24 protein-coding genes and 2 pseudogenes are annotated in these 26,123 nt (G+C 72.1%); 16 read left to right on the forward strand and 10 right to left on the reverse strand.

All coding sequences use genetic code 11. From position 1 onward, the window contains the following. Positions 1-4: 4 nt before the first annotated feature. The gene (gene fabG, locus ACZ60X_RS00130) at positions 5-724 is read right to left on the reverse strand and encodes a 3-oxoacyl-[acyl-carrier-protein] reductase (RefSeq protein ID WP_469591658.1); all 720 of its coding nucleotides are present in this window, start codon (positions 722-724) and stop codon (positions 5-7) included. Between the two features lie 260 nt (positions 725-984). Between fabG and ACZ60X_RS00135 the strand changes: the two genes are divergently transcribed. The 3 genes from ACZ60X_RS00135 (at position 985) to tyrS (ending at position 5,234) form a co-directional block, all read left to right on the forward strand. Continuing rightward, positions 985-2,508: a TldD/PmbA family protein gene (locus ACZ60X_RS00135; protein ID WP_469591660.1), complete on the forward strand. Its 1,524-nt coding sequence runs from the start codon at positions 985-987 to the stop codon at positions 2,506-2,508. Then, entirely contained in the window at positions 2,505-3,899 is a 1,395-nt protein-coding gene (locus ACZ60X_RS00140) for a metallopeptidase TldD-related protein (RefSeq protein ID WP_469591662.1), read from the forward strand. The genes ACZ60X_RS00135 and ACZ60X_RS00140 overlap by 4 nt, the downstream gene beginning before the upstream one ends. A gap of 66 nt (positions 3,900-3,965) precedes the next feature. Further along, positions 3,966-5,234, forward strand: coding sequence for a tyrosine--tRNA ligase (gene tyrS, locus ACZ60X_RS00145; protein ID WP_469591663.1), 1,269 nt, complete (start codon positions 3,966-3,968; stop codon positions 5,232-5,234). Positions 5,235-5,324: 90 nt separating this feature from the next. Here tyrS and ACZ60X_RS00150 read toward each other — a convergent pair whose 3' ends face one another. After that, the gene (locus ACZ60X_RS00150; protein WP_469591665.1) at positions 5,325-5,606 is read right to left on the reverse strand and encodes a GlsB/YeaQ/YmgE family stress response membrane protein; all 282 of its coding nucleotides are present in this window, start codon (positions 5,604-5,606) and stop codon (positions 5,325-5,327) included. 245 nt (positions 5,607-5,851) lie between these two features. Here ACZ60X_RS00150 and ACZ60X_RS00155 point away from each other — a divergent pair, with 245 nt between their 5' ends. Both ACZ60X_RS00155 and ACZ60X_RS00160 read left to right on the forward strand, forming a co-directional pair. After that, the gene (locus ACZ60X_RS00155) at positions 5,852-6,244 is read left to right on the forward strand and encodes a DUF3099 domain-containing protein (protein ID WP_469591667.1); all 393 of its coding nucleotides are present in this window, start codon (positions 5,852-5,854) and stop codon (positions 6,242-6,244) included. A 247-nt stretch (positions 6,245-6,491) separates the two neighbouring features. Continuing rightward, positions 6,492-6,710 carry a hypothetical protein gene (locus ACZ60X_RS00160; RefSeq protein ID WP_469591669.1) on the forward strand — a complete coding sequence of 73 codons (219 nt, stop codon included), beginning with the start codon at positions 6,492-6,494 and terminating at the stop codon, positions 6,708-6,710. Here ACZ60X_RS00160 and moaA read toward each other — a convergent pair. The 3 genes from moaA to ACZ60X_RS00175 form a co-directional block, all read right to left on the reverse strand. Beyond that, positions 6,707-7,696: a GTP 3',8-cyclase MoaA gene (gene moaA / locus ACZ60X_RS00165; RefSeq protein ID WP_469592949.1), complete on the reverse strand. Its 990-nt coding sequence runs from the start codon at positions 7,694-7,696 to the stop codon at positions 6,707-6,709. The genes ACZ60X_RS00160 and moaA overlap by 4 nt on opposite strands. A 183-nt stretch (positions 7,697-7,879) precedes the next feature. After that, entirely contained in the window at positions 7,880-9,505 is a 1,626-nt protein-coding gene (locus ACZ60X_RS00170) for a solute symporter family protein (protein ID WP_469591672.1), read from the reverse strand. Further along, entirely contained in the window at positions 9,502-9,858 is a 357-nt protein-coding gene (locus ACZ60X_RS00175) for a DUF485 domain-containing protein (protein WP_469591673.1), read from the reverse strand. Before ACZ60X_RS00175 ends, ACZ60X_RS00170 begins: the two co-directional genes overlap by 4 nt. A 261-nt stretch (positions 9,859-10,119) precedes the next feature. Between ACZ60X_RS00175 and ACZ60X_RS00180 the strand changes: the two genes are divergently transcribed. The 5 genes and pseudogenes from ACZ60X_RS00180 to ACZ60X_RS00200 all read left to right on the forward strand — a co-directional run. Beyond that, positions 10,120-11,649 carry a S8 family peptidase gene (locus tag ACZ60X_RS00180; protein WP_469591675.1) on the forward strand — a complete coding sequence of 510 codons (1,530 nt, stop codon included), beginning with the start codon at positions 10,120-10,122 and terminating at the stop codon, positions 11,647-11,649. A gap of 92 nt (positions 11,650-11,741) precedes the next feature. Further along, entirely contained in the window at positions 11,742-13,280 is a 1,539-nt protein-coding gene (locus ACZ60X_RS00185) for a S8 family serine peptidase (RefSeq protein WP_469591677.1), read from the forward strand. A gap of 152 nt (positions 13,281-13,432) precedes the next feature. Continuing rightward, positions 13,433-13,873 carry a hypothetical protein gene (locus ACZ60X_RS00190; protein WP_469591679.1) on the forward strand — a complete coding sequence of 147 codons (441 nt, stop codon included), beginning with the start codon at positions 13,433-13,435 and terminating at the stop codon, positions 13,871-13,873. Between the two features lie 112 nt (positions 13,874-13,985). Further along, positions 13,986-15,362 carry a CoA transferase gene (locus tag ACZ60X_RS00195; protein ID WP_469591681.1) on the forward strand — a complete coding sequence of 459 codons (1,377 nt, stop codon included), beginning with the start codon at positions 13,986-13,988 and terminating at the stop codon, positions 15,360-15,362. 109 nt (positions 15,363-15,471) lie between these two features. Continuing rightward, a pseudogene (locus tag ACZ60X_RS00200) lies at positions 15,472-15,888 on the forward strand (hypothetical protein); the annotation flags it as partial. Between the two features lie 155 nt (positions 15,889-16,043). Here the strand turns inward: ACZ60X_RS00200 and ACZ60X_RS00205 are convergent. Continuing rightward, positions 16,044-16,754, reverse strand: coding sequence for a VIT1/CCC1 transporter family protein (locus tag ACZ60X_RS00205; RefSeq protein WP_469591683.1), 711 nt, complete (start codon positions 16,752-16,754; stop codon positions 16,044-16,046). Between the two features lie 339 nt (positions 16,755-17,093). Here ACZ60X_RS00205 and ACZ60X_RS00210 point away from each other — a divergent pair, with 339 nt between their 5' ends. The 5 genes and pseudogenes from ACZ60X_RS00210 (at position 17,094) to ACZ60X_RS00230 (ending at position 21,386) form a co-directional block, all read left to right on the forward strand. Then, complete coding sequence (locus ACZ60X_RS00210; protein WP_469591685.1) at positions 17,094-18,077, forward strand: DEDDh family exonuclease; 984 nt, start codon at positions 17,094-17,096, stop codon at positions 18,075-18,077. A gap of 184 nt (positions 18,078-18,261) precedes the next feature. After that, positions 18,262-18,495 carry a hypothetical protein gene (locus tag ACZ60X_RS00215; RefSeq protein ID WP_469591687.1) on the forward strand — a complete coding sequence of 78 codons (234 nt, stop codon included), beginning with the start codon at positions 18,262-18,264 and terminating at the stop codon, positions 18,493-18,495. 37 nt (positions 18,496-18,532) lie between these two features. After that, positions 18,533-19,360 carry an SURF1 family cytochrome oxidase biogenesis protein gene (locus ACZ60X_RS00220; protein WP_469591689.1) on the forward strand — a complete coding sequence of 276 codons (828 nt, stop codon included), beginning with the start codon at positions 18,533-18,535 and terminating at the stop codon, positions 19,358-19,360. Between the two features lie 89 nt (positions 19,361-19,449). Next, a pseudogene (locus tag ACZ60X_RS00225) lies at positions 19,450-20,422 on the forward strand (glycoside hydrolase family 15 protein); the annotation flags it as partial. A 208-nt stretch (positions 20,423-20,630) separates the two neighbouring features. Continuing rightward, positions 20,631-21,386 (forward strand): SDR family oxidoreductase, encoded by a 756-nt coding sequence (locus ACZ60X_RS00230; RefSeq protein WP_469591691.1) that lies wholly within the window; start codon positions 20,631-20,633, stop codon positions 21,384-21,386. Between the two features lie 21 nt (positions 21,387-21,407). On the opposite strand, the gene ACZ60X_RS00235 is transcribed toward ACZ60X_RS00230, so the two are convergent. The 4 genes from ACZ60X_RS00235 to ACZ60X_RS00250 all read right to left on the reverse strand — a co-directional run bounded on the left by ACZ60X_RS00235 (position 21,408) and on the right by ACZ60X_RS00250 (position 25,390). After that, on the reverse strand, positions 21,408-21,941 hold the full coding sequence (locus ACZ60X_RS00235) for an alkaline shock response membrane anchor protein AmaP (RefSeq protein WP_469591693.1): 534 nt from the start codon (positions 21,939-21,941) through the stop codon (positions 21,408-21,410). A gap of 366 nt (positions 21,942-22,307) precedes the next feature. Then, positions 22,308-23,111 (reverse strand): enoyl-CoA hydratase/isomerase family protein, encoded by an 804-nt coding sequence (locus ACZ60X_RS00240; protein ID WP_469591695.1) that lies wholly within the window; start codon positions 23,109-23,111, stop codon positions 22,308-22,310. A 135-nt stretch (positions 23,112-23,246) separates the two neighbouring features. After that, positions 23,247-23,468 carry a helix-turn-helix domain-containing protein gene (locus ACZ60X_RS00245; protein WP_469591697.1) on the reverse strand — a complete coding sequence of 74 codons (222 nt, stop codon included), beginning with the start codon at positions 23,466-23,468 and terminating at the stop codon, positions 23,247-23,249. Positions 23,469-23,791: 323 nt separating this feature from the next. Next, entirely contained in the window at positions 23,792-25,390 is a 1,599-nt protein-coding gene (locus tag ACZ60X_RS00250; RefSeq protein WP_469591700.1) for an ABC-F family ATP-binding cassette domain-containing protein, read from the reverse strand. A 299-nt stretch (positions 25,391-25,689) separates the two neighbouring features. Here ACZ60X_RS00250 and ACZ60X_RS00255 point away from each other — a divergent pair, with 299 nt between their 5' ends. Further along, complete coding sequence (locus ACZ60X_RS00255) at positions 25,690-26,112, forward strand: VOC family protein (protein WP_469591701.1); 423 nt, start codon at positions 25,690-25,692, stop codon at positions 26,110-26,112. Positions 26,113-26,123 lie beyond the last annotated feature (11 nt).

The following is a 26,123-nucleotide window of genomic DNA, read 5'->3' on the forward strand; positions in this document are numbered from 1 at the left end:
GTGATCAGTGACCCATTCCCAGTCCGCCGTCAACGGGGATGACGGCTCCAGTGATGTACGAGGCGTCGTCCGAGGCGAGGAACCGCACCGTCGCGGCGATCTCCTCGGGCTGCGCGTAACGGCCGAGCGGCACCTGAGACACGATGTTCTCGCGCTGCTCGTCGGTGAGCGCCTTGGTCATGTCGGTGTCGACGAAGCCGGGCGCGACGACGTTGAAGGTGATGTTGCGCGAGCCCAGCTCACGGGCGAGGGAGCGCGCGAATCCGACCAGGGCGGCCTTGGAGGCGGAGTAGTTCGCCTGCCCCGCCGAGCCCAGCAGGCCGACCACGGACGAGATCAGGACGACGCGGCCCTTCTTGGCGCGCAGCATGCCGCGGTTGGCGCGCTTGACGACGCGGAAGGTGCCGGTGAGGTTGGTGTCGATGACCGAGGTGAAGTCCTCCTCGGACATCCGCATCAGCAGCTGGTCCTTGGTGACGCCGGCGTTGGCGATGAGCACCTCGACCGGACCGTGCTGGTCCTCGATCTCCTTGTAGGCCTGCTCCACCTGCTCGGCGTCGGTGATGTCGCACTTGACGGCGAGGCAGCCCAGTTCCGTCAGGGCGGCCGGCGGCTCGCCCGAGCGGTACGTGATCGCGACCTTGTCGCCGGCGTCGGCGAATGCGCGGGCGATGGCGAGGCCGATGCCCCGGTTTCCTCCGGTGACGAGAACCGAGCGGCTCAACGGATCACCCTTTCGATAGCGGTGTGAAGCGGCGGACCCACCCGCCTGAACACGTCGATGACAGGCGGCTTCATCGAAAACCTATCGGTACCGCCGCGCGCTCGGGCAAGCGGGCACCGACAGTGGCTCGGGTGAGTCCCTGTCGGATCCCTACAGAAAGGAGCGGGACGGGGCCGAAACCGTGTAGTCCGCCAGGGCGCCCGCGCGACATGATCGGACCCGACAGCCGCCGGATCGACCACGACAGCAGGGAGAGCTCCGTGCCCCATTCCATCGACGAAGCCTTCACAGCGCTTCCCCTACGGCCCCTCGCCGACGCCGCGCTGGCACGCGCGCGTGCGCTCGGGGCCGAGCACGCGGACTTCCGGTTCGAGCGGGTGCGCAGCGCCTCCTGGCGGCTGCGGGACGCCAAGCCCGCCGGGTCGTCGGACACCACCGATCTCGGGTACGCGGTCCGGGTCGTGCACGGCGGCACGTGGGGCTTCGCCTCCGGGGTCGATCTGACCCTGGACGCGGCGGCCAGGGTCGCCTCGCAGGCGGTGGCGATGGCCAAGCTGTCCGCCCAGGTGATCAGGGCCGCCGGGTCGGACGAGCGGGTGGAGCTGGCCGGCGAGCCCGTGCACGCCGACCGGACGTGGATCTCGTCGTACGAGATCGATCCGTTCTCGGTACCCGACGAGGAGAAGTCGGCGCTGCTCGCGGACTGGAGCGCGCGGCTGCTGGCCGCGCCGGGTGTGAGCCACGTGGACGCCTCGCTGCTCACCGTGCACGAGAACAAGTTCTACGCCGATACGGCGGGTACGGTGACCACCCAGCAGCGGGTGCGGCTGCATCCGGAGCTGACGGCCGTCTCGGTCGACGAGTCCAGCGGTGAGTTCGACTCCATGCGGACCATCGCCCCGCCGGCCGGGCGCGGCTGGGAGTATCTGACGGGCACCGGCTGGGACTGGGACGGCGAGCTGGAGCGGATCCCGGAGCTGCTCGCGGAGAAGATGCGGGCGCCGAGCGTGGAGCCGGGCCTGTACGACCTGGTGGTCGACCCGTCCAACCTGTGGCTGACGATCCACGAGTCCATCGGGCACGCCACGGAACTGGACCGGGCCCTCGGCTACGAGGCCGCCTACGCCGGTACCTCCTTCGCCACCTTCGACCAACTGGGCAAGCTCAGGTACGGCTCCGAGCTGATGAACGTCACCGGCGACCGCACCGCCGAGCACGGCCTCGCGACCATCGGGTACGACGACGAGGGCGTCGAGGCGCAGTCCTGGGACCTGGTGAAGGACGGCACGCTGGTCGGCTACCAGCTGGACCGCAGGATCGCCAGGCTGACCGGGTTCGAGCGGTCCAACGGGTGCGCGTACGCCGACTCGCCGGCGCATGTGCCGGTGCAGCGCATGGCCAACGTCTCGCTGCGGCCGGATCCGGCGGGGCTGTCGACCGAGGACCTGATCGGAGGCGTCGACCGGGGCATCTACGTCGTCGGCGACCGGTCCTGGTCGATCGACATGCAGCGCTACAACTTCCAGTTCACCGGGCAGCGCTTCTTCAGGATCGAGAACGGGCGGATCACCGGGCAGCTGAAGGACGTGGCGTACCAGGCGACGACCACCGAGTTCTGGGGGTCGATGGCCGCCGTGGGCGGTCCGCAGACGTACGTCCTCGGCGGCGCCTTCAACTGCGGCAAGGCCCAGCCCGGACAGGTGGCGGCCGTGTCGCACGGGTGCCCGTCCGCCCTCTTCAAGAGCGTCAACATTCTGAACACCACGCAGGAGGCCGGCCGATGAGCGCCCGCAGCAACAAGCCGCACGAGATCGTCGAGCAGGCGCTCGCGCTGTCCCGGGCCGACGGCTGTGTCGTCATCGCCGACGAGCACTCGACCGCCAACCTGCGCTGGGCGGGCAACGCGCTCACCACGAACGGGGTGACGCGCGGTCGTACCCTCACCGTGATCGCGACGGTGGACGGCGCGCAGGGCACGGCCTCCGGTGTCGTGTCCCGGTCGGCCGTCACCGCCGACGAACTGGAGCCCCTCGTCCGCGCCGCCGAGGCCGCCGCGCGCGGCGCCGGACCCGCCGAGGACGCGCAGCCTCTGGTCAGCGGGGTGCCGCAGGCCCCCGACTTCACCGACGCGCCCGCCGAGACCTCCTCCGCGGTGTTCGCCGACTTCGCCCCGGCGCTCGGCGAGGCGTTCGCACGCGCGCGTGCGGGCGGCCGCGAATTGTATGGCTTCGCCAACCATGAGCTGGTGTCGACGTATGTGGGCACATCCACGGGACTGCGGCTGCGGCACGACCAGCCCACGGGCACGCTGGAGCTGAACGCCAAGTCGCCGGACCGGCTGCGCTCGGCATGGGCCGGCCGTTCCACGCGGGACTTCAAGGACGTCGACCCCGGCGCCCTGGACGCCGAGCTGGCCGTACGGCTGGGCTGGGCGCAGCGGCGCGTGGAACTGCCCGCCGGCCGCTACGAGACACTGCTGCCGCCCACGGCCGTGGCGGACCTGCTGATCTACCAGCTGTGGTCGGCGTCGGGCCGGGACGCGGCGGAGGGCCGCACGGTGTTCTCCAGGCCGGGCGGCGGCACGCGCGTGGGCGACAGGCTGTCCGAGCTGCCGCTGACGCTGCGCAGCGATCCGAACGAGCCGGGCCTGGAGTGCCCGCCGTTCGTGGTCGCCCACTCGTCCGGCGGCGATCAGTCGGTGTTCGACAACGGACTGCCCACGCACGCCACCGAATGGATCGGCGAGGGCGTGCTGAAGCACCTGACGACCACCCGGCACAGCGCGGCGCTGACCGGTCTGCCGGTCGCCCCGGCGCTCGGGAACCTGATCATGGACGGCGGAAGCGACCGGTCGCTGGACGAGATGGTCGCGAGCACCGAGCGCGGACTGCTGCTGACCTGCCTGTGGTACATCCGCGAGGTCGACCCGGCGACGCTGCTGCTGACCGGCCTGACCCGGGACGGTGTCTACCTCGTGGAGAACGGCGAGGTGACCGGGCAGGTGAACAACTTCCGGTTCAACGAGTCGCCGGTGGGCCTGCTGGGGCGGGCGAGCGAGGCCGGGCGCACCGAGAAGACGCTCCCCCGCGAATGGAGCGACTGGTTCACGCGGGCCGCGATGCCGGCGCTGCGCGTCCCGGATTTCAACATGAGCTCTGTCAGTCAGGGCGTATAACCTCGTAGGCGTTCGTGGTCGGGTGTCACCCGGCCGCCCGAAGACCATCGAGGAGACACGAGAACCGTGACGGACATCGTCGACGAGTTGAAGTGGCGTGGGCTGTTCGCCCTGTCCACCGACGAGGACGCATTGCGCAAGGCGCTCGCGGACGGTCCCGTCACGTTCTATTGCGGTTTCGACCCGACCGCGCCGTCCCTGCACGTCGGGCACCTGGTCCAGGTGCTCACCGTGCGCCGGCTCCAGCAGGCCGGGCACCGGCCGCTGGCGCTGGTCGGCGGCGCCACGGGTCTGATCGGCGACCCCCGCCCGACGGCGGAGCGCACGCTGAACGACCCGGAGACGGTGGCCGGCTGGGTCGGCAGGCTGCGCGCGCAGATCGAGCCGTTTTTGTCCTTCGAGGGCGAGAACGCCGCGATCATGGTCAACAACCTCGACTGGACCGCGGGCCTCACCGCGATCGAGTTCCTGCGGGACATCGGCAAGCACTTCCGCGTCAACAAGATGCTGACCAAGGACTCGGTGGCCCGCCGCCTGGAGTCCGACCAGGGCATCAGCTACACGGAGTTCAGCTACCAGATCCTGCAGGGCATGGACTTCCTGCAGCTCTACCGACGCTACGGCTGCACGCTCCAGCAGGGCGGCAGCGACCAGTGGGGCAACCTCACGGCGGGCCTGGACCTGATCCACAAGCTGGAGCCCGGCGCCGAGGTGCACGCGCTGGCCACCCCGCTGATGACGAAGGCGGACGGCACCAAGTTCGGCAAGACCGAGGGCGGCGCCGTCTGGCTCGACCCGGAGATGACGACGCCGTACGCGTTCTACCAGTTCTGGCTGAACGTGGACGACCGGGACATCTCGACGTACATGCGGATCCTGTCCTTCAAGTCCCGTGAGGAGCTGGAGGAGCTGGAGCGGCAGACCGAGGAGCGTCCGCAGGCCCGGGCGGCGCAGCGGGCGCTGGCCGAGGAACTGACGACGCTGGTGCACGGCGCCGAGCAGACGGCCGCGGTGATCGCCGCGAGCCGCGCCCTGTTCGGGCAGGGCGAGCTGGCGGAGCTGGACGGTCCGACGCTGGCCGCCGCGCTGTCCGAGGTGCCGCACATCCGGGTCACCGAGCTGGGTCCGGTGGTCGACCTGTTCGCCGAGGTCGGTCTCGTCGCCAGCAAGTCCGCCGCGCGGCGGACGGTGAAGGAGGGCGGGGCCTACGTGAACAACGTGAAGGTCGCGTCCGAGGACGCCGTCCCGGCGAAGGAGGATCTGCTGGACGGGCGGTGGCTGGTGCTGCGGCGGGGGAAGCGGAACCTGGCCGCGGTCGAGGTTGTCGCCGGCTAGGCACGTCGCGGGCGCGAGGAGCGTCGCCGGGCACGACCGCGTGTCGGTACGGCCCGGCGCCGCTTCGGAGCGCTCCTGACCGGGGCGCCCTCAGACTCTCTGCGTCTTCCTCCTGCCCAGCGTCGCCATGTAGAGGGCGTCCACGGCGGCCACGATGATGATCGCGGCCACGAGCTGGAAGATGTGGCGGGTCCAGTCGATGCCCCGGGTCGAGGCGACGCCCACGGCACGGGCGACGGCGTTGCCGACGATGGCGCCGAGCATGCCGCAGATGGTGGTGAGCCACAGGGGGCTGTGCTGCTTGCCCGGGATGACGGCCTTCGCGATGACGCCGAGCACGAATCCCACGATGATCGCCCACAACCAGCCCATGGCTGCCTCCTCGTACGGGTCGACGTGAGCACTACGGTCAGTGTCGGCGGCCGGACCGTGCGGCGCATGTCGGGCTCGCCCGTGCGGGGGCGGGGCCGCGGGCGTTGTCGCAGGCCGTGGGTGCCCCGGTCTCGTCGGTGGACCGGGTGCGGCGTAACGTGGGACGTGTTCCCGCCCGGGTTCCCGGCCGGGTTCGGTCGACGGTGCGGGCCAGAGAGTCCGATGCGGGCGGATGGTGGACTGTGATGCGGAAACAGCACGGCGGCGTCCAGGTGTTCCGGATCACCGGAGCCCGGACCGGCCTCGCCGAGGACGTGCGGGGCCGGCAGCGGCGGTACGTCATCTCGATGACGATCCGTACGGTGTCGGTGATCCTCGCGGTCTCCCTGTGGAACGTCGAGCGGTACGTCGCGATCGTGGCGCTGGTGCTCGGTGCGCTGCTCCCCTACGTCGCCGTGGTGATCGCCAACGCCGGTCGTGAACGGCCGCCCTCCCTGCCGTCGACGTTCGTCACCATGCCGACGCCGCCGATGATCGCACCGCCGCGCACGGAGGAGAGCGGGGCGCGGCGCTGCGCCCCGGAGGACCCCGCGGCGCAGCCGACGGCGGCAGGCGGGGACCGGTCCGACCCGGCGTGATCCCGGTGCGGTCGCGGCGGGGTCCCGGCGGCGCGGTGGCAGCCGGGGAAGCGGAATGCGGCCCACCCCTGAAGCTCAAGAAAAGCTCAGATCAATCGTGCAGTTCCAGTGCCGGGCGGCGGGGTAGCCGTGACATACTGCGTACGCGCTCCGCATCCCCCGTCGGAGCGACGAACCGACGCCGGGCAGCTCCCCCCGTGGCTGCTCGGCGTCGTCTTGTTCCGGCCCCTGTGTGTGAGACGAACCCGTGACTGACGAGAACCCCATCTGCTCCGCCAAGGGCTGCCACGCCGCCGCCGTGTGGGTGCTGGCGTGGAACAACCCCAAGATCCACACGCCGGAGCGGCGCAAGACATGGCTCGCGTGCGAGGAGCACCGCGAGCATCTCTCGCAGTTCCTCGGGGTGCGGGGCTTCCTGAAGGACGTGGTGCGGTTCGAGGAGTGGCAGGAGCCCGAAGGAGCCTAGCCGCCGATCGCCGACATCGGCCGGTCCGGCTGCACGAACGACGGGTCGTCCAGGCCCGCTCCCGCCTTCTTCCCCCACATCGCCAGCTTCCAGATCCGGGCGATCTCCTCGTCGGGAGCGTCCGAACGCAGGGCCGCGCGCAGGTCGGTCTCCTCGGTGGCGAACAGGCACGTGCGTATCTGGCCGTCGGCCGTGAGGCGGGTGCGGTCGCAGGCCGCGCAGAACGGGCGGGTGACGGAGGCGATCACCCCGACGCGGTGCGGGCCGCCGTCGACCAGCCAGCGCTCCGCCGGGGCCGAGCCGCGCTCGTTTGCGCCCTCGGGGGTGAGGTCGAAGCGGGTGCGCAGGGAGGCGAGGATGTCCCCGGCGGTGACCATGCCCTCGCGCTTCCAGCCGTGCTGGGCGTCGAGGGGCATCTGCTCGATGAAGCGCTGTTCGTAGCCGTGCTCGATCGCCCAGGCGAGCAGGTCGGGGGCCTCGTCGTCGTTCAGGCCGGGCATCAGGACCGAGTTGATCTTCACTGGGGTGAGGCCGGCGGCGTGGGCGGCTTCCAGCCCCTCGATGACGTCCTTGTGCCGGTCGCGGCGGGTCAGGGTCTTGAAGACGTCCGGGCGCAGGGTGTCCAGCGAGACGTTGACCCGGTCCAGGCCGGCCGCCTTCAGGGCCGCCGCGGTGCGCCTGAGGCCGATGCCGTTGGTCGTCAGCGACATCTGGGGGCGGGGGGCGAGGGCCGCGACCCGCTCCACGATGCCGACCAGGCCCGGGCGCAGCAGGGGTTCGCCGCCGGTGAAGCGGACCTCCTCGATGCCGAGCAGCCGGACCGCGATGTCGATGAGGCGGACGATCTCGTCGTCCGTCAGCAGGTCGGGCTTGGCCAGCCACTGCAGGCCTTCCTCGGGCATGCAGTAGGTGCAGCGCAGATTGCACCGGTCGGTCAGCGAGACCCTCAGGTCGGTGGCCACTCGGCCGTAGGTGTCGATGAGCACGTGGGCCCCCTCCCTCTCGGTCACCCAATTGTCCGCCGCGGACGAGTCGTCCGTCACTGGCGAGCCTACGTGACACCGCTGACAACGACAGCGGCCCGATCCCACGAGCTGCGACGGGGCCGCGTCGTAGGACCGTACAGTCCCGGGCGACGCGGCCGTCGTACGAAGGTGTCAGTGCTCGTGTCAGTGCGCTCCGGTGCCCGTCAGGGACCGCACCTCCAGTTCGGCGTACTTGCCGGCGTCCGGGGTCTCCTTCGACAGAAGGGTTCCCACGGCGCCGAGGAGGAAGCCGGCGGGGATGGAGATGATGCCGGGGTTCTCCAGCGGGAACCAGTGGAAGTCGGCCTCGGGGAACATCGAGGCCGGGCTGCCGGAGACCACCGGTGAGAACAGCACCAGGCCGACCGCGGTGACCAGTCCGCCGTAGATCGACCACAGGGCGCCCGAGGTGGTGAACCGCTTCCAGAAGAGGCTGTAGAGGATGGTCGGAAGGTTTGCGGAGGCGGCGACCGCGAAGGCCAGGGCCACGAGGCCGGCCACGTTGAGGTCACGGGCGAGGGCGCCGAGGACGATCGACACCGCGCCGATGCCGACGGTCGCCCAGCGGGCCGCGCCGAGTTCCTGTTTCTCGGTGGCCTGCCCCTTCTTGATGACGTTGGCATAGATGTCGTGCGCGAACGAGGAGGACGAGGCGAGGGTCAGGCCCGCGACGACGGCGAGGATCGTGGCGAAGGCGACCGCGCAGATGGTGGCGAGCAGGACGGCGCCCCCGCCCGAGTCCACGCCGCCGAGGTGGAGCGCGAGGAGCGGGGCCGCCGTGTTGCCCGCCTTGTTCGAGGCGATGATCTCGCCCGGCTTGATGAGCGCGGCCGCGCCGAAGCCGAGGGCGAGGGTCATCAGGTAGAAGGCGCCGATCAGGCCGATGGCCCAGATGACCGACTTCCGGGCCGCCTTGGCGGTGGGGACGGTGTAGAGGCGGATCAGGATGTGCGGCAGGCCTGCGGTGCCGAGGACCAGGGCGAGGCCGAGGGAGAGGAAGTCCAGTTTGGTGGTGCCGGTCGCGCCGTACTTCAGGCCGGGCTCCAGGAAGGCGGCGCCCTTGCCGCTGTTGTCGGCGGCCCTGCCGAGCAGTTCGGAGATGTCGAAGTGGAACTTCAGCAGGACCAGGAAGGTCAGCAGCAGGGCGCCGAGGATCAGCAGGACGGCCTTGACCATCTGGACCCAGGTGGTGCCCTTCATGCCGCCGATGGTGACGTAGACGATCATGAGGACGCCGACCAGGGCGACGATGCCGATCTTGCCGCCGTCGCTGGTGATGCCCAGGAGGAGGGAGACCAGGACGCCCGCGCCGGCCATCTGGGCGAGCAGGTAGAAGATCGACACGACGATGGTGGAGACGCCCGCCGCCGTGCGGACGGGGCGCTGGCGCATGCGGTACGCGAGGACGTCGCCCATGGTGTAGCGGCCGGAGTTGCGCAGCGGCTCGGCGACCAGGAGCAGGGCGACCAGCCAGGCGACGAGGAAGCCGATGGAGTACAGGAAGCCGTCGTAGCCGAAGAGGGCGATGGCGCCGGCGATGCCGAGGAAGGACGCGGCGGACATGTAGTCGCCGGAGACGGCGAGGCCGTTCTGGAAGCCGGTGAACTGCCGTCCGCCGGCGTAGAAGTCGGCGGCGTCCCTGGTCTGGCGGCCGGCCCAGACGGTGATGACGAGGGTCGCGGCGACGAACACCGCGAACAGGGTGACGATCAGCGTCCGGTGCTCGCTCGCCGCGCCGGCGGCGAGCAGGGTGTGCCGCGCGGGGCTCATGCGCCGCCCTCCATCCGGGACTTGATGGCCTCCGCCTTGGGGTCGAGCTTCGCGGCGGCGTGCCGCGCGTACCACCAGGCGATGAGGAACGTGGTGAGGAACTGGGCGAGGCCGAGGACGAGGGCGACGTTGACGTTGCCGGCCACCTTGGTGCCCATGAAGCCGCCCGCGTAGTTGGAGAGCAGCACGTACAGCAGGTACCAGGCGGTGAAGGCGATGGTCAGCGGGAAGGCGAACGAGCGGTGGGCGCGGCGCAGTTCGCCGAACTCCGCGCTCTGCTGCACCTCTGCGAACTCCTCGGTGGAGGGAAGGGGGGTCCCCGACGGTGCGGGGGGCGGTGTCTCGGTGGCCACGGAGGTCTCCTCGCGTTCGCGGTTGCCATGACGACGGGGGGCTCGATGGTGCTCGTGCTCCCTGCCCCAGGTCCACGGCGCCACGCGAGGACCGGTTCAAGTCTTCTGAGTTGATCCGCAAGTGGTCTTGTCGAGTCATTGCCAAGTCATTGATGATCAGAGACTGTCGGGATAGCTTCACCATGCACAACCGTCATGTACCTGCCCGAGCACCACACCCGTGTCTCGGGCGGTTCCGTATCGGGATGATGTGGAGACCCCATGGCTCATCTGCGCTCCAGACGCGGGCTCGCGCTCGCCGTGCCCGTCGCGCTGTCCTTGACCGCCTCACTCGGCCTCCTGCCGGCGGCGGCCTCGGCGGCGCCCGCCACGGCCACGGCGGTGCGGGCTGCCGAGGGCGGCCCGAACCTCGCCTACGTGGTCAACACCCGTACCGATCGCCGCACGATCGAGTCGGTACGGCGGGAGATCGCACGGGGCGGCGGTTCCCTCGTTGCCGGTTACGACAGGATCGGCGTGTTCGTCGTCCGTTCCGCGGACCCCGGCTTCGGCGCGCGGATGCGTGCGGTGCGCGGAGTGGACTCGGCGGGCGCCACGCGGACCGCGCCGGTGAGCGCCGCGGGGACGACCGACGAGGGCGCGGTGCAGGTCCTCACGAAGGCGCAGGCCGCGCGGCTCGCGAAGAGCGCCGCGCCGGGCGAGGAGCCGCTGGAGGCGGACCAGTGGGACCTCCGGGCGATCGGCGCCGACAAGGCCGCGCGGATCAACCCGGGCAGCCGCGGTGTGACCGTCGGCGTGATCGACACGGGCGTGGACGACACCCACCCGGACATCGCGCCGAACTTCTCGGCCTCCCAGTCGGCGAACTGCGTGAGCGGCAGGGCGGACACGACGTACGGAGCGTGGCGGCCGGTGGACGCCGACCACTACCACGGCACCCATGTGGCCGGCGAGATAGCCGCGGCCCGCAACGGCATCGGTGTCGCCGGTGTGGCACCCGGGGTGAGGGTCGCGAGCATCACGGTGGCGCAGCCGGACGAGAAGTCGCTGTTCTACCCGGAGAGCGTGGTCTGCGCCTTCGTGTTCGCCGCCGATCACGGCATACAGATCACGAACAACAGCTACTACGTTGATCCATGGATGTACAACTGCGTGGACGATCCTGATCAACGCGCCATCGTTGACGCGGTCAACAGGGCCCAGCTGTACGCACAGCGCAAGGGCACGCTCAATGTGGCCTCGGCGGGCAACTCCAACCACGATCTCGACGCGGCCGCGATCACGGACACCTCCAGCCCCGACGACTCCACCGCCCGGACCCGCACGGTCGACCCGCACCGGTGCTTCGACGTGCCGACCCAGCTGCCCGGGGTGGTCACCGTGAGCGCGGTGGGCGTGACGGGCGCCAAGGCGTACTACTCCAGCTACGGCCGGGGCGTGGTCGATGTCGCCGGGCCGGGCGGCGACAAGTACCAGATCCCGGACACCCCGTCGAAGAACGGCCGCATCCTGTCCACCCTGCCGAACGGCCAGTACGGCTTCCTCCAGGGCACCTCGATGGCGGCGCCGCACGTGTCGGCCGTGGCCGCGCTGCTGAAGTCGGTCCACCCGCACGCCACGCCCGCGCGGCTGACGGCCCTGCTCGAGGCCCAGGCGAAGAATCCGGGCTGCCCGAGCGGCCCCTACGACGGCGACGGGGACGGGGTCGTGGACGCCACCTGCGTCGGCGGCGAGCGCGTCAACGGCTTCTACGGGTACGGGATCGTCGACGCGCTGCGCGCAGTCAAGTAGACGGCCTTCCCCGGGACTTCGTGCCCTTCCATGGGCCCCCGGATCCCCGCACGGCACGCTGGCACCACGGATGAACTGGAGAGAACCGACAGATGACAGTCCCGAAGCCGCGTCTGCGCCGCGCCCTTGCGGTCCCCGCCGGGACGGCCCTCGCCACGGCCCTCGCGTTCCTGCCGAACGTCACCGCGTCCGCGGCGGAGCGGATCCCGGCGGAACACACCCCGGCGGCCGCCTCCGGCGGGACCGCGCTCAGTTACGTCGTCAACACCCGCCCCGGGCACGGCGTCTCGACGTACGTGCAGAAGGCGATCGCCGAGGCCGACGGCTCGGTGGTGATCGCCTACGACCAGATCGGCGTGATCGTCGCCCGTTCGGCCGACCCGGACTTCGCCCGCGAGATCCGCGCGGTGCGCGGGGTGGACTCGGCCGGTGCCACGCGCACCGCGCCGCTGCCCGCCCAGTCCACCACGGATCTGGGCACGCCGAAGGCGTTGAGCGCGCAGGAGGTCGCCGCGGCCGGCGCGGAGGCGACGGCGGGTCAGGACCCGCTGGAGCCGTTGCAGTGGGACCTGCCGGCCATCAAGGCGGACAAGGCGCACGAGAAGACCCTGGGCAGCCCCGACGTCACGGTGGCGGTCATCGACACCGGCGTGGACGACACCCACCCGGACATCGCGCCCAACTTCGACCGCGCGGACTCGGTCAGCTGTGTGTCCGGCAAGCCCGACACCACGGACGGCGCCTGGCGGCCGAGCGCGTCGGAGAGCCCGCACGGCACACACGTGGCCGGCGAGATCGCGGCCGCGAAGAACGGCGTCGGGGTCACAGGGGTCGCGCCGGGCGTGAAGGTGGCCGGCATCAAGGTCGCCAACCCGAAGGGCTCCTTCTACACCGAGGCCGTGGTCTGCGGCTTCATGTGGGCCGCCGAGCACCGCGTCGACGTGACCAACAACAGCTACTACACGGACCCGTGGTACTTCAACTGCACCACCGACCCGGATCAGAAGGCGCTGGTGGACGCCATCACCCGGGCTTCGCGGTACGCGGAGAAGGAGGGCACGGTCAACATCGCGGCGGCGGGCAACGAGAGGTACGACCTCGCGGCCGACTCGATCACCGACCCGGTCTCCCCGAACGACGGCACGCCGTCGGACCGCGTGATCGACCCGCACACGTGCTACGACATACCGACCCAGCTGCCGGGCGTCGTGACGGTCGCGGCGACCGGCGCGAAGGGCCTGAAGTCGTCGTTCTCCAACTACGGCCTCGGCGTCATCGACATCGCCGCGCCGGGCGGTGACTCGACGGCCTACCAGAAGCCGCAGCCCCCGGCCACGAGCGGCCTCGTCCTGGGCCCGCTGCCGGGCGGCAAGTGGGGCTACATGGCCGGAACCTCGATGGCGACCCCGCACGTCGCGGGCGTTGCCGCATTGATCAAGTCAACCCATCCGCACGCTCCGGCGAGCCTAGTGAAGGCACTGCTGTACGCGGAGGCCGACGCCGTGCCGTGCACGGACCCCTACGACATCAACGGCGACGGCAAGGTCGACGCGGTGTGCGAGGGCCCGGAGAACCACAACGGCTTCTACGGCCACGGCACGGCGGACGCGCTGGCCGCGGTGACCAGGTAGGGCACCGCAGGGACCGGCACGGGTGGGCCGGCGGGGGCACGTCCCGGCCGCCCACCCGTACGGCATGATCCGGTCATGCATTCCTATCGAGGCCCGGCCGTCTGGGAGCCCGCGCCGCCGCGGCCCCGCAGTTGCTGGTACGGCGCTTCGCGGTGAGCCTCGCCTACCGACCGGTGCACTGGCTGCTGGCCGTGTTCATCTGGGGCTTCGCGCTGGACTTCGCCTCGCTGGCCGAGATCGTGACGTCGTTCAGCACGCGGGCCGAGGACGGCGCGGGGAGGTTCCTCGACCGCGTGACGGCGCGGGCGGCCCTGCCCCGCTGGTGCGTCGGCTGGCATGAGGTACGGCACGAGGGCGACGCCGCGTACTACCGGGCCCTGGTCGACGAGGCCGTCGCCCGCAGGACCGAGCAGGTCGCGAAGCCGAAGCCGCGGGCCCCGCGCACGTGGCTGATACCGGTGCGCGACTACCGGGGTGCGGGGGCCCGGTACGTCGCGGAGCGGGCCCAGGCGCTGGGCTGGCAGCTCCGGCCGTCGGATGTCCGCAAGGAGGTGAGCCTGGACTGGCCGCACTCCTCATCCCTCCAAGATTGATTGAATCAATGTTGATTCATCAATAATGCATAGTACAGCCATGACAGACATCGCGTCAGGCATTCGGTCAGCAATTCCGTCAGACGTCCCGTCAGACATTCCATCCGGGACCATGTCCGACATCGCGTCCGCGTGGAGCGCACTGGGCGGCGATCCCGCCCTGCTCTCCCGGGTGACGGTGGCCGGGCGCCCGGACGCCCTCCCGGCGCGCCTTCCCGTGGGGCAGCTGGCACGCGCGTGCGTCGGCGCCTGCGCGCTGGCCGCCGCGGAGCTGGCGGCCCACCGGGCCGGGCTCGCCGAGGTGCCCGCCGTCCGGGTCGACGACGGCGCCGTCGCGACCGCCTTCCGCAGCGAGCGGCTCGTGCTGGTCGACGGTCGGGCCCCGGTCGCCTTCGCGCCGCTGTCGCGGTTCTGGCGGACGGCCGACGGCTGGGTGCGCACCCACGCCAACTACCCCCATCACCGGACGCGGTTGCTCGGCGTGCTGGGCCTGCCGCAGGACGCCTCGGCGCAGCAGGCGGCCGCGCGGTTCGCCGAACGGCCCGCGCTGGAGGTGGAGGAGGCGGTCTACGGCGCCGGCGGCCTCGCCGTGGCCCTGCGTTCGCCGCAGGAGTGGGCCGCCACCGGGCAGGCCGCCGAGGTGGTCGCACGCCCGCTGGTCGAGCGCGAGCGCCTGGACTGCGCACGCGCGCGTGCGCTCACGCCGATCGGCCCGGCCGCCGCTCCCCTGCTCCCCGCCGCCGGGCTGCGCGTCCTGGACCTGACGCGGGTCCTCGCCGGTCCCGTCGCCACCCGCACGCTCGCCCTGCTCGGCGCGGACGTGCTGCGGGTGGACACCCCCCGGCTGCCCGAACTGTCCGACCAGCACGCCGACACGGGCTTCGGCAAGCGCTCCGCCGCGCTCGACCTGACCGCGGACCGGGGCACCTTCGAGGAACTGCTGGCGTCGGCGGACGTGGTCGTCACCGGCTACCGGCCGGGCGCCCTCGACCGGTTCGGGCTCTCCCCGCACGCGCTGGCCGAGCGCCGGCCGGGGCTCGTCGTGGCGCAGGTCTCGGCGTGGGGCGCGTACGGGCCGTGGGGCGGCCGGCGCGGCTTCGACAGCCTGGTGCAGGTGGCCACCGGCATCGCGGCGACCGAAGGCCCGGAGGGGGAGCCGGGCGCGCTGCCCGCCCAGGCCCTGGACCACGGCACCGGCTACCTGCTGGCGGCGGCCGTGCTGCGGGCCCTGACCGAGCAGTCGTACGACGGCGGCGGCCGGTCGGTGCGGCTGGCGCTCGCCCGCACCGCCCACTGGCTGACGGACGGGATCCGCCCGGCTCCGGCCACGGGCACGCCGTACGAGGGCCCGGACGCCTGGCTGGCCGAGACGGACGGCCCGCTCGGCCGGCTGCGCCACGCCCTGCCCTCGGTGGCCTTCGCGGGCGGCCCGCGGGACTGGGCGGCGCCCCCGGTGCCCTGGGGGTCGTCCCCGGCTCGGTGGCGGTGAGCGCACGGGCGGCCGGAAACCTACGTTTGCGTGGAATGCCGAACCCCTCGTTGTTTTCCGGGACTTGCCCGGTTCCGTGACGGCTGGCGACGATCGCGGGGTGAGCGCGATGCGACCGGCCGCCGAGGCCACCGACGAAGACGTGTCCGCCCGGCGGACCGGCACCGGTCGGGCCGCCGCCCTCCTCGCCCTGACCGCGCTGGGAGCCCGGGTCCCGCTGCTGGGACCGCCGGCGGCACTGAGCGGCACCGGGGAGGCCGCGGCGCCCGGGGTGGGCGGCATCGGCCTGCGGCGGGCCGTACTGTTCGCCGCGCTGAGCGTGCCGCTGGGCGAGCTGTTCGTGCGCTCGCTCGCCCGGCGCCTGCCGGGGGCACCGGTCCAGCGGCCGTGCAACTGGGCGCCGTTGGCGGCCGCGACCGGCTTCCTCGCCGCCCTGGCCCTGGCCGCGGTGGTGTCCGCCGGCGATCTGATCCCGCACAGCCCGGGCCAGATCGACGTCGGCGGGCTGTACGGCTCCCGCGACGGCTCCCCGCGCGCGGCGACGACGTCGGTGGCGCCGAAGCGGCGCGTACGGGACGGACGGTGGTGGCGCGCATGGCGAGGGTCCTGCTCGTGGGGGTCGTGCGATGCGCTCAGAGGGTGCGAGCGCACGTCACCGTACCCCGGCCTGCCGGCCTCCCGTCACACGCCCGCGGCGCCCAGCAGTCTGCCCGCCGCGTAGGTGACCGCCATCGCCAGGGCCCCGCCCGCCACGTTGCGCAGCACGGCCCGCCCGGGATCCGCCGAGCCGAGGCGGGCACTGGCCCAGCCGGTGAGGACGAGGGCGGCCAGGACGGAGAGGACGGTGACGGGGAGCCGCCAACCGGCCGGGGGCAGCACGATGGCCAGCAGCGGCAGCAGCGCGCCCACGGTGAAGGCGAGGAAGCTGGCCCAGGCCGCGTGCCAGGGGTTGGTCAGCTCTTCGGGGTCGATACCGAGTTCCACACGCGCGTGCGCCTGGAGCGGATCCCGCGCGGTGAGCTGTTCGGCCGCCTCCCGGGCCACCTCCCGGGTCAGGCCGCGGTCCTCCAGCAGCCGGGTCAGCTCTTCCAGTTCGGCCTCGGGCTGCTCGCGCAGCTCCCGATTCTCCATGGCCAGCGCGGCCATTTCGGAGTCGCGCTGGGTGGACACGGAGACGTACTCGCCGACCGCCATGGACATCGACCCGGCGAGCAGGCCGGCGAGTCCGGCGGTGAGCAGGGCGGACCGGCTCGGGGTCGCGCCGGCCACGCCGACGACGATTCCCGCGGTGGAGACGATGCCGTCGTTCGCGCCGAGCACGGCGGCCCGCAGCCAGTTCAGCCTCGACCCGAGCGCGCCCCCGTGTGCCTCGTCGTGCGTTGGTTCCGTCACAGCAGCGAGGATCGCACTCCCCAGGTCGCTCGCGCCGCACCGACGCTCCCCGCGGCCCGCATCGGACCGGGTCCGCAACGGGGTGGGGGCGGCAAGACGTTCACGGCCCGGCCGCCGCCGGCACCGGGCTCGTCGCGGGTGCCGGCGGCGGCGGCGCCGGAACCCGCCGTCGGCGGAGGGAACTTGGGCCCGGCCGGCCGGCCCGGCCGGCCGGCCCGGCCGGGCGTGCGAGGCCGAGCGGGCGGATGGACGAAGCGCGCACACGCGTGCGGTGCCCGGCCGCCCGGAGCGGTACCTGTGGGACCGCGGTGTCAGTCCCGGCCCGTATCCTCAGTGACCATGCTCGAAGACCGTGCGACCGCAGTGTCCTCCCCCACCCAGTGGCCGGCCGCGTATCCGAAGGGATACGCGGTCGTTGACGTGGAGACCACCGGCCTGGCCCGGGACGACCGGATCATCTCGGCGGCCGTGTACCGGCTGGACGAGCGCGGCGAGGTCGAGGACCACTGGTACACGCTGGTCAACCCGGAGCGCGATCCGGGGCCGGTGTGGATACACGGTCTGACGAGCGAGGTGCTCGACGGGGCACCGCTCTTCGCGGACATCGCCGAGGAGTTCGCCGCCCGGCTGGACGGCCGGGTGCTCGTCGCGCACAACGCCGTCTTCGACTGGCAGATGATCGCGCGGGAGTACGCGCGCGCACGGCGCGAGGCACCGGTGCGCCAGCGGCTGTGCACCATCGCGCTGTCGAAGGAGCTGGGGCTGCCGCTGCCCAACTTCAAGCTGGAGTCGCTGGCGGCGCACTACGGCGTCGTGCAGCAGCGGGCGCACCACGCGCTGGACGACGCGCGCGTGCTCGCGGAGGCGTTCCGGCCGAGTCTGCGGGCCGCGGCGGCGGGCGGCGTACGGCTGCCGCTGCTGGAGTGCCGGCCGCTGACGGAGTGGTCGGACCGCCCGGTGCCCCGGCAGCCGTCCGGCGGTTACGACGGTTACCGGCCGGGCAGTTGGCGCCCCTCCCGCAAAAAGCCCGCATGCCCCTATCCCAACCCCGGACGGTACGAAGACGGCAAACGCCTCAAACAGGGCATGCGGGTGGCGTTCTCCGGGGACACCTCGATCGACCGCGAACTGCTGGAGGACCGGGCGACCGAGGCCGGGCTGCATGTGGCGTCCAGCATCTCCCGGCTGACCAGCCTGCTGGTGACCAACGACCCCGACTCGGGTACGTCCAAGGTGGTCAAGGCCCGGCAGTTCGGCACCCCGGTGGTCGACGAGGCCGCCTTCGGGCAGCTGCTGCGCGATGTCGAGCCCGCGGACGGGTGATCGCCGCACAGCCGCGCGTACGTGACGCACGCGCGTGTCCCCCGTACCTGACGCGCGCGTGACGCATACGCCTGACGCGCGCGTGACGCACACACGGACGAGCGACCGTACGAACGGGTGATTGACGTACGACTCACCCGGCGGCCGCTCGCCCGGGCCCCGGCGACGGCCCACCCTGTGGCGCATGGCGAAATGTGAAGTTTGCGGCAATGACTACGGAATGACCTTCGAGGTCCACGCCCAGGGCGCGGTACACGTCTTCGACTGCTTCTCCTGCGCGATCAAGGGCATGGCCCCCGTCTGCGAGAAGTGCAAGGTCTCGATCATCGGCCAGGGCGTGGAGGCCGACGGCACCTTCTACTGCGGCGCGCACTGCGCCCGCGAGGCGGGCAAGACGGGGATCGTCGACCGCGTCTGACCGGGCCTCGTGACCGGCACCCGCGTGCGGGCGCCCCATGGCGCGGAGGTACCGTCGTGGGGTGCACCGCTACCGCTTCCTGTTGTCCGTCCAGTGGGTCGTCCTCACGGTCGTCGCGATCGCGCTGATCCCGACGATGATCCGGCTCGGCTTCTGGCAGCAGCACCGGTACGACGAGCGCACGGCGCGCAACAACCTGGTCTCCTCCGCGCTGCACGCCAACCCGGTCCCGGTCGAGCGGCTCTCCTCCCCCGGGCACGCCGTGACCCGCACCGAGAAGTACCGCACGGTCACCGCGACCGGCACCTTCGACACCGCCCGGGAGGAAGTGGTCCGGCGCCGGACCAACGCCGACGGCGAGGTCGGCTTCCACGTCCTCACCCCGTTCGTCCTCGCGGACGGCAAGGTGCTGCTCGTCAACCGCGGCTGGGTCCCCGCGGACGGCGCCCAGACCGCCTTCCCGAAGATCCCCGCCCCGCCCTCCGGCAGGACGACCATCACCGGGCGGCTGATGGCCGACGAGACGACCGCGGCCAGCGGCATCAAGAACGTCAACGGCCTGCCCGACCGGCAGATCATGCTGATCAACAGCACCGAGGAGGCGCACCGGCTCGGCGCGCAGGTGCTCGGCGGCTACGTCGAACAGACGGGACCGCAGACCGGCTCGCCGGAGCAGATCTCCGATCCGGGCAGCGAGGACGCCCCGCTGAACTACGCGTACATGATCCAGTGGTGGCTCTTCGCCGCCGCCGTGCCGGTCGGCTGGTGGTTCCTGGTCCGGCGCGAGATCCGCGACCGGGAGGAGGCCGCGGCGGCCGAGGCCTCGCCGGGAACGCCCGAGGAGAGCGAACCGGCCACCGTGTGATCACCGGTGTCCGAGGGCCGCTCACGCCCCCGTCACTCCCCCGGCGCACCACCTGATCGGCCCTCAGAGCCGCCGGGAACCCGCATCCCGTGAACGCGCGCATCGAGGACTACGCCCTCATCGGCGACGAGCAGACCGCCGCCCTGGTGGGCAGGGACGGCTCGATCGACTGGCTGTGCCTGCCCCGCTTCGACGCCGGCGCCTGCTTCGCCCGGCTGCTGGGCGACGAGCGGCACGGGCACTGGCGGATCGCCCCCGAGGGCGCGGACACCTGCACGCGCCGCGGCTACCTGCCCGACACCCTCGTCCTGGACACCGAGTGGGAGACGGCCGACGGCACGGTCCGCGTCACCGACCTGATGCCGCAGCGCGAGCACGCCCCCGACGTCGTGCGCGTCATCGAGGGGGTCAGCGGCCGGGTCACCGTCCACAGCACGCTGCGCCTGCGCTTCGACTACGGCTCGATCATGCCGTGGATGCGCCGCGCGGACGGGCACCGGGTGGCCGTAGCGGGACCGGACTCGGTCTGGCTGCGCTCCGAGCCGCCGGTGCGCACCTGGGGCGAGGACTACTGCACCCGCTCGAAGTTCACCGTCGGCGAGGGCGAACGGGTCGCGTTCGTGCTCAACTGGCACCCCTCGCACGAGCCGCGCCCCCCGCTCATCGACCCCCAGGAGGCGCTGAGCGGCAGTGTCCGGGACTGGCGGCGCTGGGCGTCCCGCTGGCCGCTACGCCGGACCGTACCGGGACGCCGTCGTCCGGTCCCTGATCACGCTCAAGGCCCTCACCTACGCCCCGACGGGCGGGGTCGTCGCCGCGCCCACCACCTCGCTGCCCGAGGAACCCGGCGGCGTGCGCAACTGGGACTACCGCTACTGCTGGCTTCGCGACTCCACCCTCACGCTGGAGGCCATGCTGTCGGCGGGGTACCACAAGGAGGCGGAGGCATGGCGCGACTGGCTGCTGCGCGCGGTCGCCGGCGCCCCGGCCGACCTGCAGATCATGTACGGCGTGGCGGGCGAGCGGCGGCTGCCGGAGTGGGAGCTGGACTGGCTGCCCGGCCAGCGCGATGTGGCTGAAGGCCTGCGGGAAGTTGCCCACCTGGCAGCCGAGGTCCGGTTCGTACTCCTCCGCGAGCAGACCCCCGTCGTTGGCGAGAGCCACTAGCCGTTCGAACAGCTCCCGGGCCTCGTCCTCGCGGCCGGTCGCGTGCAGCGCCGGTGAACACCGCGCTCACCCTGTTCGGGAGCGACCAGGCAGGATAGGGGCCATGGATCTTGGACTGAAGGACCGGGTGTACGTCGTCACCGGGGCGACGCGCGGGCTGGGCAACGCCGCCGCGCGGGAACTCGTCGCCGACGGGGCGAAGGTGGTGATCAGCGGCCGGGACGACCGGCGGGTCGCCGACGCCGCCGCCGAACTGGGCCCGAACGCGCTGGGCGTGGCCGTGGACAACGCCGACGAGCAGGCTCCGCGGCGGCTGATCGCGGCCGCCCGTGAGCACTTCGGCGGCTTCGACGGGGTGCTGGTGAGCGTGGGCGGCCCGCCGCCGGGGTTCGTCGCGGACAACACCGACGAGCAGTGGCGCGGGGCGTTCGAGTCGGTGTTCCTCGGCGCGGTGCGGCTCGCGCGCGCGGCGGCGGCCGAGCTGGAGCCGGGCGGGGTCATCGGGTTCGTGCTGTCCGGGTCGGTGCACGAGCCGATTCCGGGGCTGACCGTCTCCAACGGGCTGCGCCCCGGTCTGGCCGGGTTCGCCAAGTCCCTCGCGGACGAGCTGGGCCCGCGGGGGATCCGGGTGCTCGGGCTGCTGCCGGCGCGCATCGACACGGACCGCGTGCGCGAGCTGGACGGGCTGTCCGCCGATCCCGAGGCCACGCGGGCCGCGAACGAGTCCAGGATTCCGCTGCGGAGGTACGGGACACCGGAGGAGTTCGGGAAGACCGCGGCGTTCCTGCTGTCGCCGGCGGCCTCCTATCTGACGGGCATCATGGTGCCGGTGGACGGCGGCATGCGGCACGGGTTCTGAGGCGGGCCATTCCGGGAGGCGTCAGGTCACCCCTTTCTCGGGGTGCTGGACCGCCCTCGGCCACACCTCCGCCGTAAACGAGGCCGGCCGGGCCGAGTCGCGGGCGTGGGCCAGGTGCCCGGGCCGTGACGTCGGACAGGGCCGCCGAGGGGGCGACGTGCGGCTCCAGTTGGGGCCGGATCCGCGCCGCGGGTGCCGGACGGCCTCCCCGGCGAGCGCCTCCTCCAGCGCCTGTTCGCGCAGGAGCGCGTACGCGCCGACGCCGGTGTCGACGACGATCCCGGCCGGGCGGCGGGCGGGCAGGGCCCGGGGCAGCCACCACAGGGCGAGCAGGACCAGGACGGCCAGGGCGCCGAGGACGGCCGGCCACCACCAGGCGGTGTGCTGCCGGCGGGTGCGCTCGCCCTGGGTCAGCAGGACGGCGTGCGGATCGGTGCGGGGCCACCAGGAGGGCACCGGCGCGCCCAGTCCGCCGGCCGGTACCGCGCCGCCGAGGACGAGCAGGATCAGCCCGACGAGGGCCGGCACGAACCGGTCGAGGCGCCCCGCGCGCACCGTCGTCACCCCTTCCGTCCGGGCCGCGCCCCCGGAGCGACAGCGTGGGCGGCCGGTCCAGGCCGAGGCCCCGGATCGCCTCGTCGAGGGTGAGGGTTCCCCCCGGCCCGGCCCCGCCCGCGACGGAGGTTCACCACGCGGACCACGCATCCAGCCCCGGCCCGTACGAACGAAGCCCCGTCTGCGAAGCCTGCGCCGCCGGTATCGGCCCGCGCCCCCTGGTCCGGCCCCGCCCGGTGCTCGACCGCGACGGGGTTCACGACGCGGACCAGGCATCCAGCCCCGGCCCGTACCACCGAAGCCCCGCCTCAGGAGCCGGCGCGGCCCGGTATCGACCCGCCTCCCTGGTCCGGCCTCGGCCGGGGCTCACTCGCCGATACCCGCCAGGTCCCGGAGCCGACGGGCCTGGGCGGCGCGTTCGGCGGCGCGCTGCTCGTCGTACGTGCGGTCCGCCGCACCGCGCAGCAGCGCCTTGGTCTCCACGACCGCGTCCCGCGGCGCGGCCAGCAGCGCGGCCGCCAAGTCACGTGCGGCCTCGTCCAGTTGCTCGCCGGGCACGGCGAGGTTGGCCAGCCCGGACGCCACGGACTCCTGCGCGCCGACGAACCGCCCGGTGGCGCAGATCTCCAGCGCGCGGGCATAGCCGACCAGCCCGACCAGCGGGTGCGTGCCGGTCAGGTCGGGGACGAGACCGAGGCTGGTCTCGCGCATGGCGAACTGCACGTCGTCGGCGACGACCCGCAGGTCGCACGCGAGCGCCAGCTGGAAGCCGGCCCCGATGGCGTGTCCCTGTACGGCGGCGATGGACACGATGTCGTTGCGCCGCCACCAGGTGAACGCCTCCTGGAACTCGGCGATGCTCGCGTCGAGCCCGGCGTCGTCACGGCGCGCGAGGTCGATGAAGGTCGGCTCGCCCGGGATCCCCTCCGGGGTGAACATCTGCCGGTCCAGCCCGGCGGAGAAGGACTTGCCCTCACCGCGCAGCACGACGACACGGACGGAGCCCGGCAGCAGCCGGCCGGCCTCGGCGAGCGCCCGCCACAGGGCGGGGCTCTGCGCGTTGCGCTTGGCCGCGTTCGTCAGCGTCACCGTGGCGAGCGCGTCGTCGGCGGTGAGCCGTACGCCGTCCTTGTCGAGTACAGGAGCGAGGTCCTGGTCGGGCGAAGCCATGGGGCGCCTCCGATGGGTGCGGTCGGTCAGGCGTGCCAGGCATGCCCGGCACGCTTAAGTGACTGCACAGTAACCACCCGGTCGATCACACTGCCGACCGGGTGGCCACCATCGGAGCCGATGGACCGCCCGGAATCAGACCGATGTGGCCTTCTTGCCCCGGGTCGCTCCACCACGCCCACGAAGGACGACGCCCGACTCGGTCAGCATCCGGTGGACGAAGCCATACGAGCGGCCGGTCTCCTCGGCCAGCGCCCGGATGCTCGCACCGGAGTCGTACTTCTTCTTCAGGTCTGCCGCGAGCTTGTCGCGCGCGGCGCCGGTCACCCGGCTGCCCTTCTTCAGAGTCTCGGCCACCCGTGCCTCCTCATGGGAAGTGCGCTCTGGTCTCCTCATGATCACCCCTCCTGGGCGCGATGGCCACCCATTCGGCAAGGTCGGTGGGACATCGTTGTGACGACAGGAGTGGATCGCCACAAGCGGAACGAGAGATTCCATGCGGGCGCGTCCAGGGGGCTGAACGGGTGGATTCGCGAAGCGCCAGGTCAGAGACGCGAGACGGCCGACCCCTTGGGGATGAAGGGATCGGCCGCGAAATCCGTGTACGACACACGCCGATACGAGGAGATCTCACACAGATGATGGATCACGGATGAGCCGAATGATCCATACGGAGTGGATCACGCGAGGGTGACGAGATCCGCGTAGTCGGAGCCCCACAGGTCCTCGACGCCGTCCGGGAGCAGGATGATCCGCTCCGGCTGGAGCGCCTCGACGGCGCCCTCGTCGTGGGTGACGAGGACGACCGCGCCCTTGTAGGTGCGCAGCGCGCCGAGGATCTCCTCGCGGCTCGCGGGGTCGAGGTTGTTGGTCGGCTCGTCGAGCAGGAGGACGTTCGCCGAGGAGACCACCAGGGTCGCGAGGGCGAGGCGGGTCTTCTCGCCGCCGGAGAGGACGCCGGCGGGCTTGTCGACGTCGTCGCCGGAGAACAGGAACGAGCCCAGCACCTTGCGGACCTCGACCAGGTCCATGTCGGGCGCGGCCGAGCGCATGTTCTCGAGGACGGTGCGGTCGGCGTCCAGGGTCTCGTGCTCCTGGGCGTAGTAGCCGAGCTTGAGGCCGTGACCGGGCACGACGGCGCCGGTGTCCGGCTGCTCGACGCCCGCGAGCAGCCGCAGGAGCGTGGTCTTTCCGGCGCCGTTGAGGCCGAGGATGACGACCCGGGAGCCCTTGTCGATCGCGAGGTCGAGGTCGGTGAAGATCTCCAGCGAGCCGTAGGACTTCGACAGCCCCTCGGCCATCAGCGGGGTCTTGCCGCAGGGCGCGGGCTCGGGGAAGCGGAGCTTGGCGACCTTGTCGGACTGTCGGACGTCTTCGAGGCCGGAGAGCAGCTTCTCGGCACGGCGGGCCATGTTCTGCGCGGCGACCGTCTTCGTCGCCTTCGCCCGCATCTTGTCGGCCTGCGCGTTCAGCGCGGCGGCCTTCTTCTCGGCGTTGGCGCGCTCGCGCCTGCGGCGCTTCTCGTCGGCCTCGCGCTGCTGCTGGTAGAGCTTCCAGCCCATGTTGTAGACGTCGATCACGGAGCGGTTCGCGTCCAGGTAGAACACCTTGTTGACGACCGTCTCGACCAGGTCGGCGTCGTGGGAGATCACGATGAAGCCGCCGCGGTAGGTCTTCAGGTAGTCCCGCAGCCAGATGATCGAGTCGGCGTCGAGGTGGTTGGTCGGCTCGTCGAGCAGCAGGGTGTCGGCGTCCGAGAAGAGGATGCGGGCCAGCTCGATACGGCGGCGCTGGCCGCCGGAGAGCGTGTGCAGCGGCTGGCCGAGCACGCGGTCGGGCAGGTTCAGCGCGGCGGCGATGGTGGCGGCCTCGGCCTCGGCGGCGTACCCGCCCTTGGTGAGGAACTCGGTCTCCTGGCGCTCGTACTGCTTGAGCGCCTTCTCACGGGTGGAGCCCTTGCCGTTCGCGATGCGCTCCTCGTTCTCGCGCATCTTGCGGAGGAGCACGTCGAGGCCGCGCGCGGAGAGGATCCGGTCGCGGGCCAGGACGTCCAGGTCGCCGGTGCGGGGGTCCTGCGGGAGGTAGCCGACCTCGCCGGAGCGGGTGATGGTGCCCGCGGCGGGGATGCCCTCGCCCGCGAGGCACTTGGTGAGGGTCGTCTTTCCGGCGCCGTTGCGGCCGACGAGGCCGATGCGGTCACCCCTGGTGACATGGAAGGTGGCGTTCTCGATGAGGACGCGCGCGCCGGCGCGCAGCTCGATACCGGAGGCGGAGATCACGGACAGACTCCAGGGCGTACAGGAAGGGGCGGGTGGACGGCTGAGGGCGTTCCCGCCGTCTAATGCGCGAGGAGAATGGCCATGGGGGAAGTCTAACGGGACCGTGCAAGCGGTTTTTCTGCGTCCGTACGACACCTGTCCCTCATCCTCGTGTTCGAACGCGTTCCGGTCCGTGTGCCGGCGCGACGGCGCTGCGGACGGGGCGTTGTCAGTGGTGGCTGCGAGACTGGGCGGGACGCTGCCGGACCGGCGCACGAAGCGCACGGACGTGCACGGAGCGCACGAAGGAGTGATCGGCGATGGCGGGCATGGGCGGTGGACGGCCGAGCATCTATCCCTCACTGCTGTACGCGGACGCGAAGGCGGCGATCAGACAGCTGACGGAGGCCCTCGGCTTCACCGAGCTGTCGGTGTACGAGACGGAGGACGGCACGGTGATGCACGCCGAGCTGGTCCAGGGCCACGGCGCGGTGATGATCGGCTCCAAGGGCCGCGGGGGCCGCTTCGACGCCGCGATGAAGGGCGCGGGGCCCGCCGGGGTGTACGTCGTCGTCGACGACGTGGACGCCCACCACCAGCGGGCTCTGGAGCACGGCGTGGAGATCCTCGTGCCCCCGACGGACCAGGACTACGGCGCGCGGGACTACATGGCCCGGGACGCCGAGGGCAACATCTGGAGCTTCGGGACGTACGCCCCCGAGATCGGCGACACCGGCATCTGAGCCGCCCCCGC

It is taken from the genome of Streptomyces sp. NPDC104106 (genome assembly GCF_055584345.1).

Excerpts from the sequence above, each read along its gene's own strand:
- ACZ60X_RS00140 (WP_469591662.1), top strand. The coding sequence starts at position 2,505 with ATGAGCGCCCGCAGCAACAAGCCGCACGAGATCGTCGAGCAGGCGCTC.
- ACZ60X_RS00210 (WP_469591685.1), top strand. The coding sequence starts at position 17,094 with ATGCTCGAAGACCGTGCGACCGCAGTGTCCTCCCCCACCCAGTGGCCG.
- ACZ60X_RS00150 (WP_469591665.1), bottom strand. The coding sequence starts at position 5,606 with ATGGGCTGGTTGTGGGCGATCATCGTGGGATTCGTGCTCGGCGTCATC.
- ACZ60X_RS00230 (WP_469591691.1), top strand. The coding sequence starts at position 20,631 with ATGGATCTTGGACTGAAGGACCGGGTGTACGTCGTCACCGGGGCGACG.
- ACZ60X_RS00180 (WP_469591675.1), top strand. The coding sequence starts at position 10,120 with ATGGCTCATCTGCGCTCCAGACGCGGGCTCGCGCTCGCCGTGCCCGTC.
- ACZ60X_RS00220 (WP_469591689.1), top strand. The coding sequence starts at position 18,533 with ATGGCGCGGAGGTACCGTCGTGGGGTGCACCGCTACCGCTTCCTGTTG.
- ACZ60X_RS00155 (WP_469591667.1), top strand. The coding sequence starts at position 5,852 with ATGCGGAAACAGCACGGCGGCGTCCAGGTGTTCCGGATCACCGGAGCC.
- ACZ60X_RS00170 (WP_469591672.1), bottom strand. The coding sequence starts at position 9,505 with ATGAGCCCCGCGCGGCACACCCTGCTCGCCGCCGGCGCGGCGAGCGAG.
- ACZ60X_RS00240 (WP_469591695.1), bottom strand. The coding sequence starts at position 23,111 with ATGGCTTCGCCCGACCAGGACCTCGCTCCTGTACTCGACAAGGACGGC.
- ACZ60X_RS00255 (WP_469591701.1), top strand. The coding sequence starts at position 25,690 with ATGGCGGGCATGGGCGGTGGACGGCCGAGCATCTATCCCTCACTGCTG.
- ACZ60X_RS00185 (WP_469591677.1), top strand. The coding sequence starts at position 11,742 with ATGACAGTCCCGAAGCCGCGTCTGCGCCGCGCCCTTGCGGTCCCCGCC.
- ACZ60X_RS00215 (WP_469591687.1), top strand. The coding sequence starts at position 18,262 with ATGGCGAAATGTGAAGTTTGCGGCAATGACTACGGAATGACCTTCGAG.
- ACZ60X_RS00195 (WP_469591681.1), top strand. The coding sequence starts at position 13,986 with ATGTCCGACATCGCGTCCGCGTGGAGCGCACTGGGCGGCGATCCCGCC.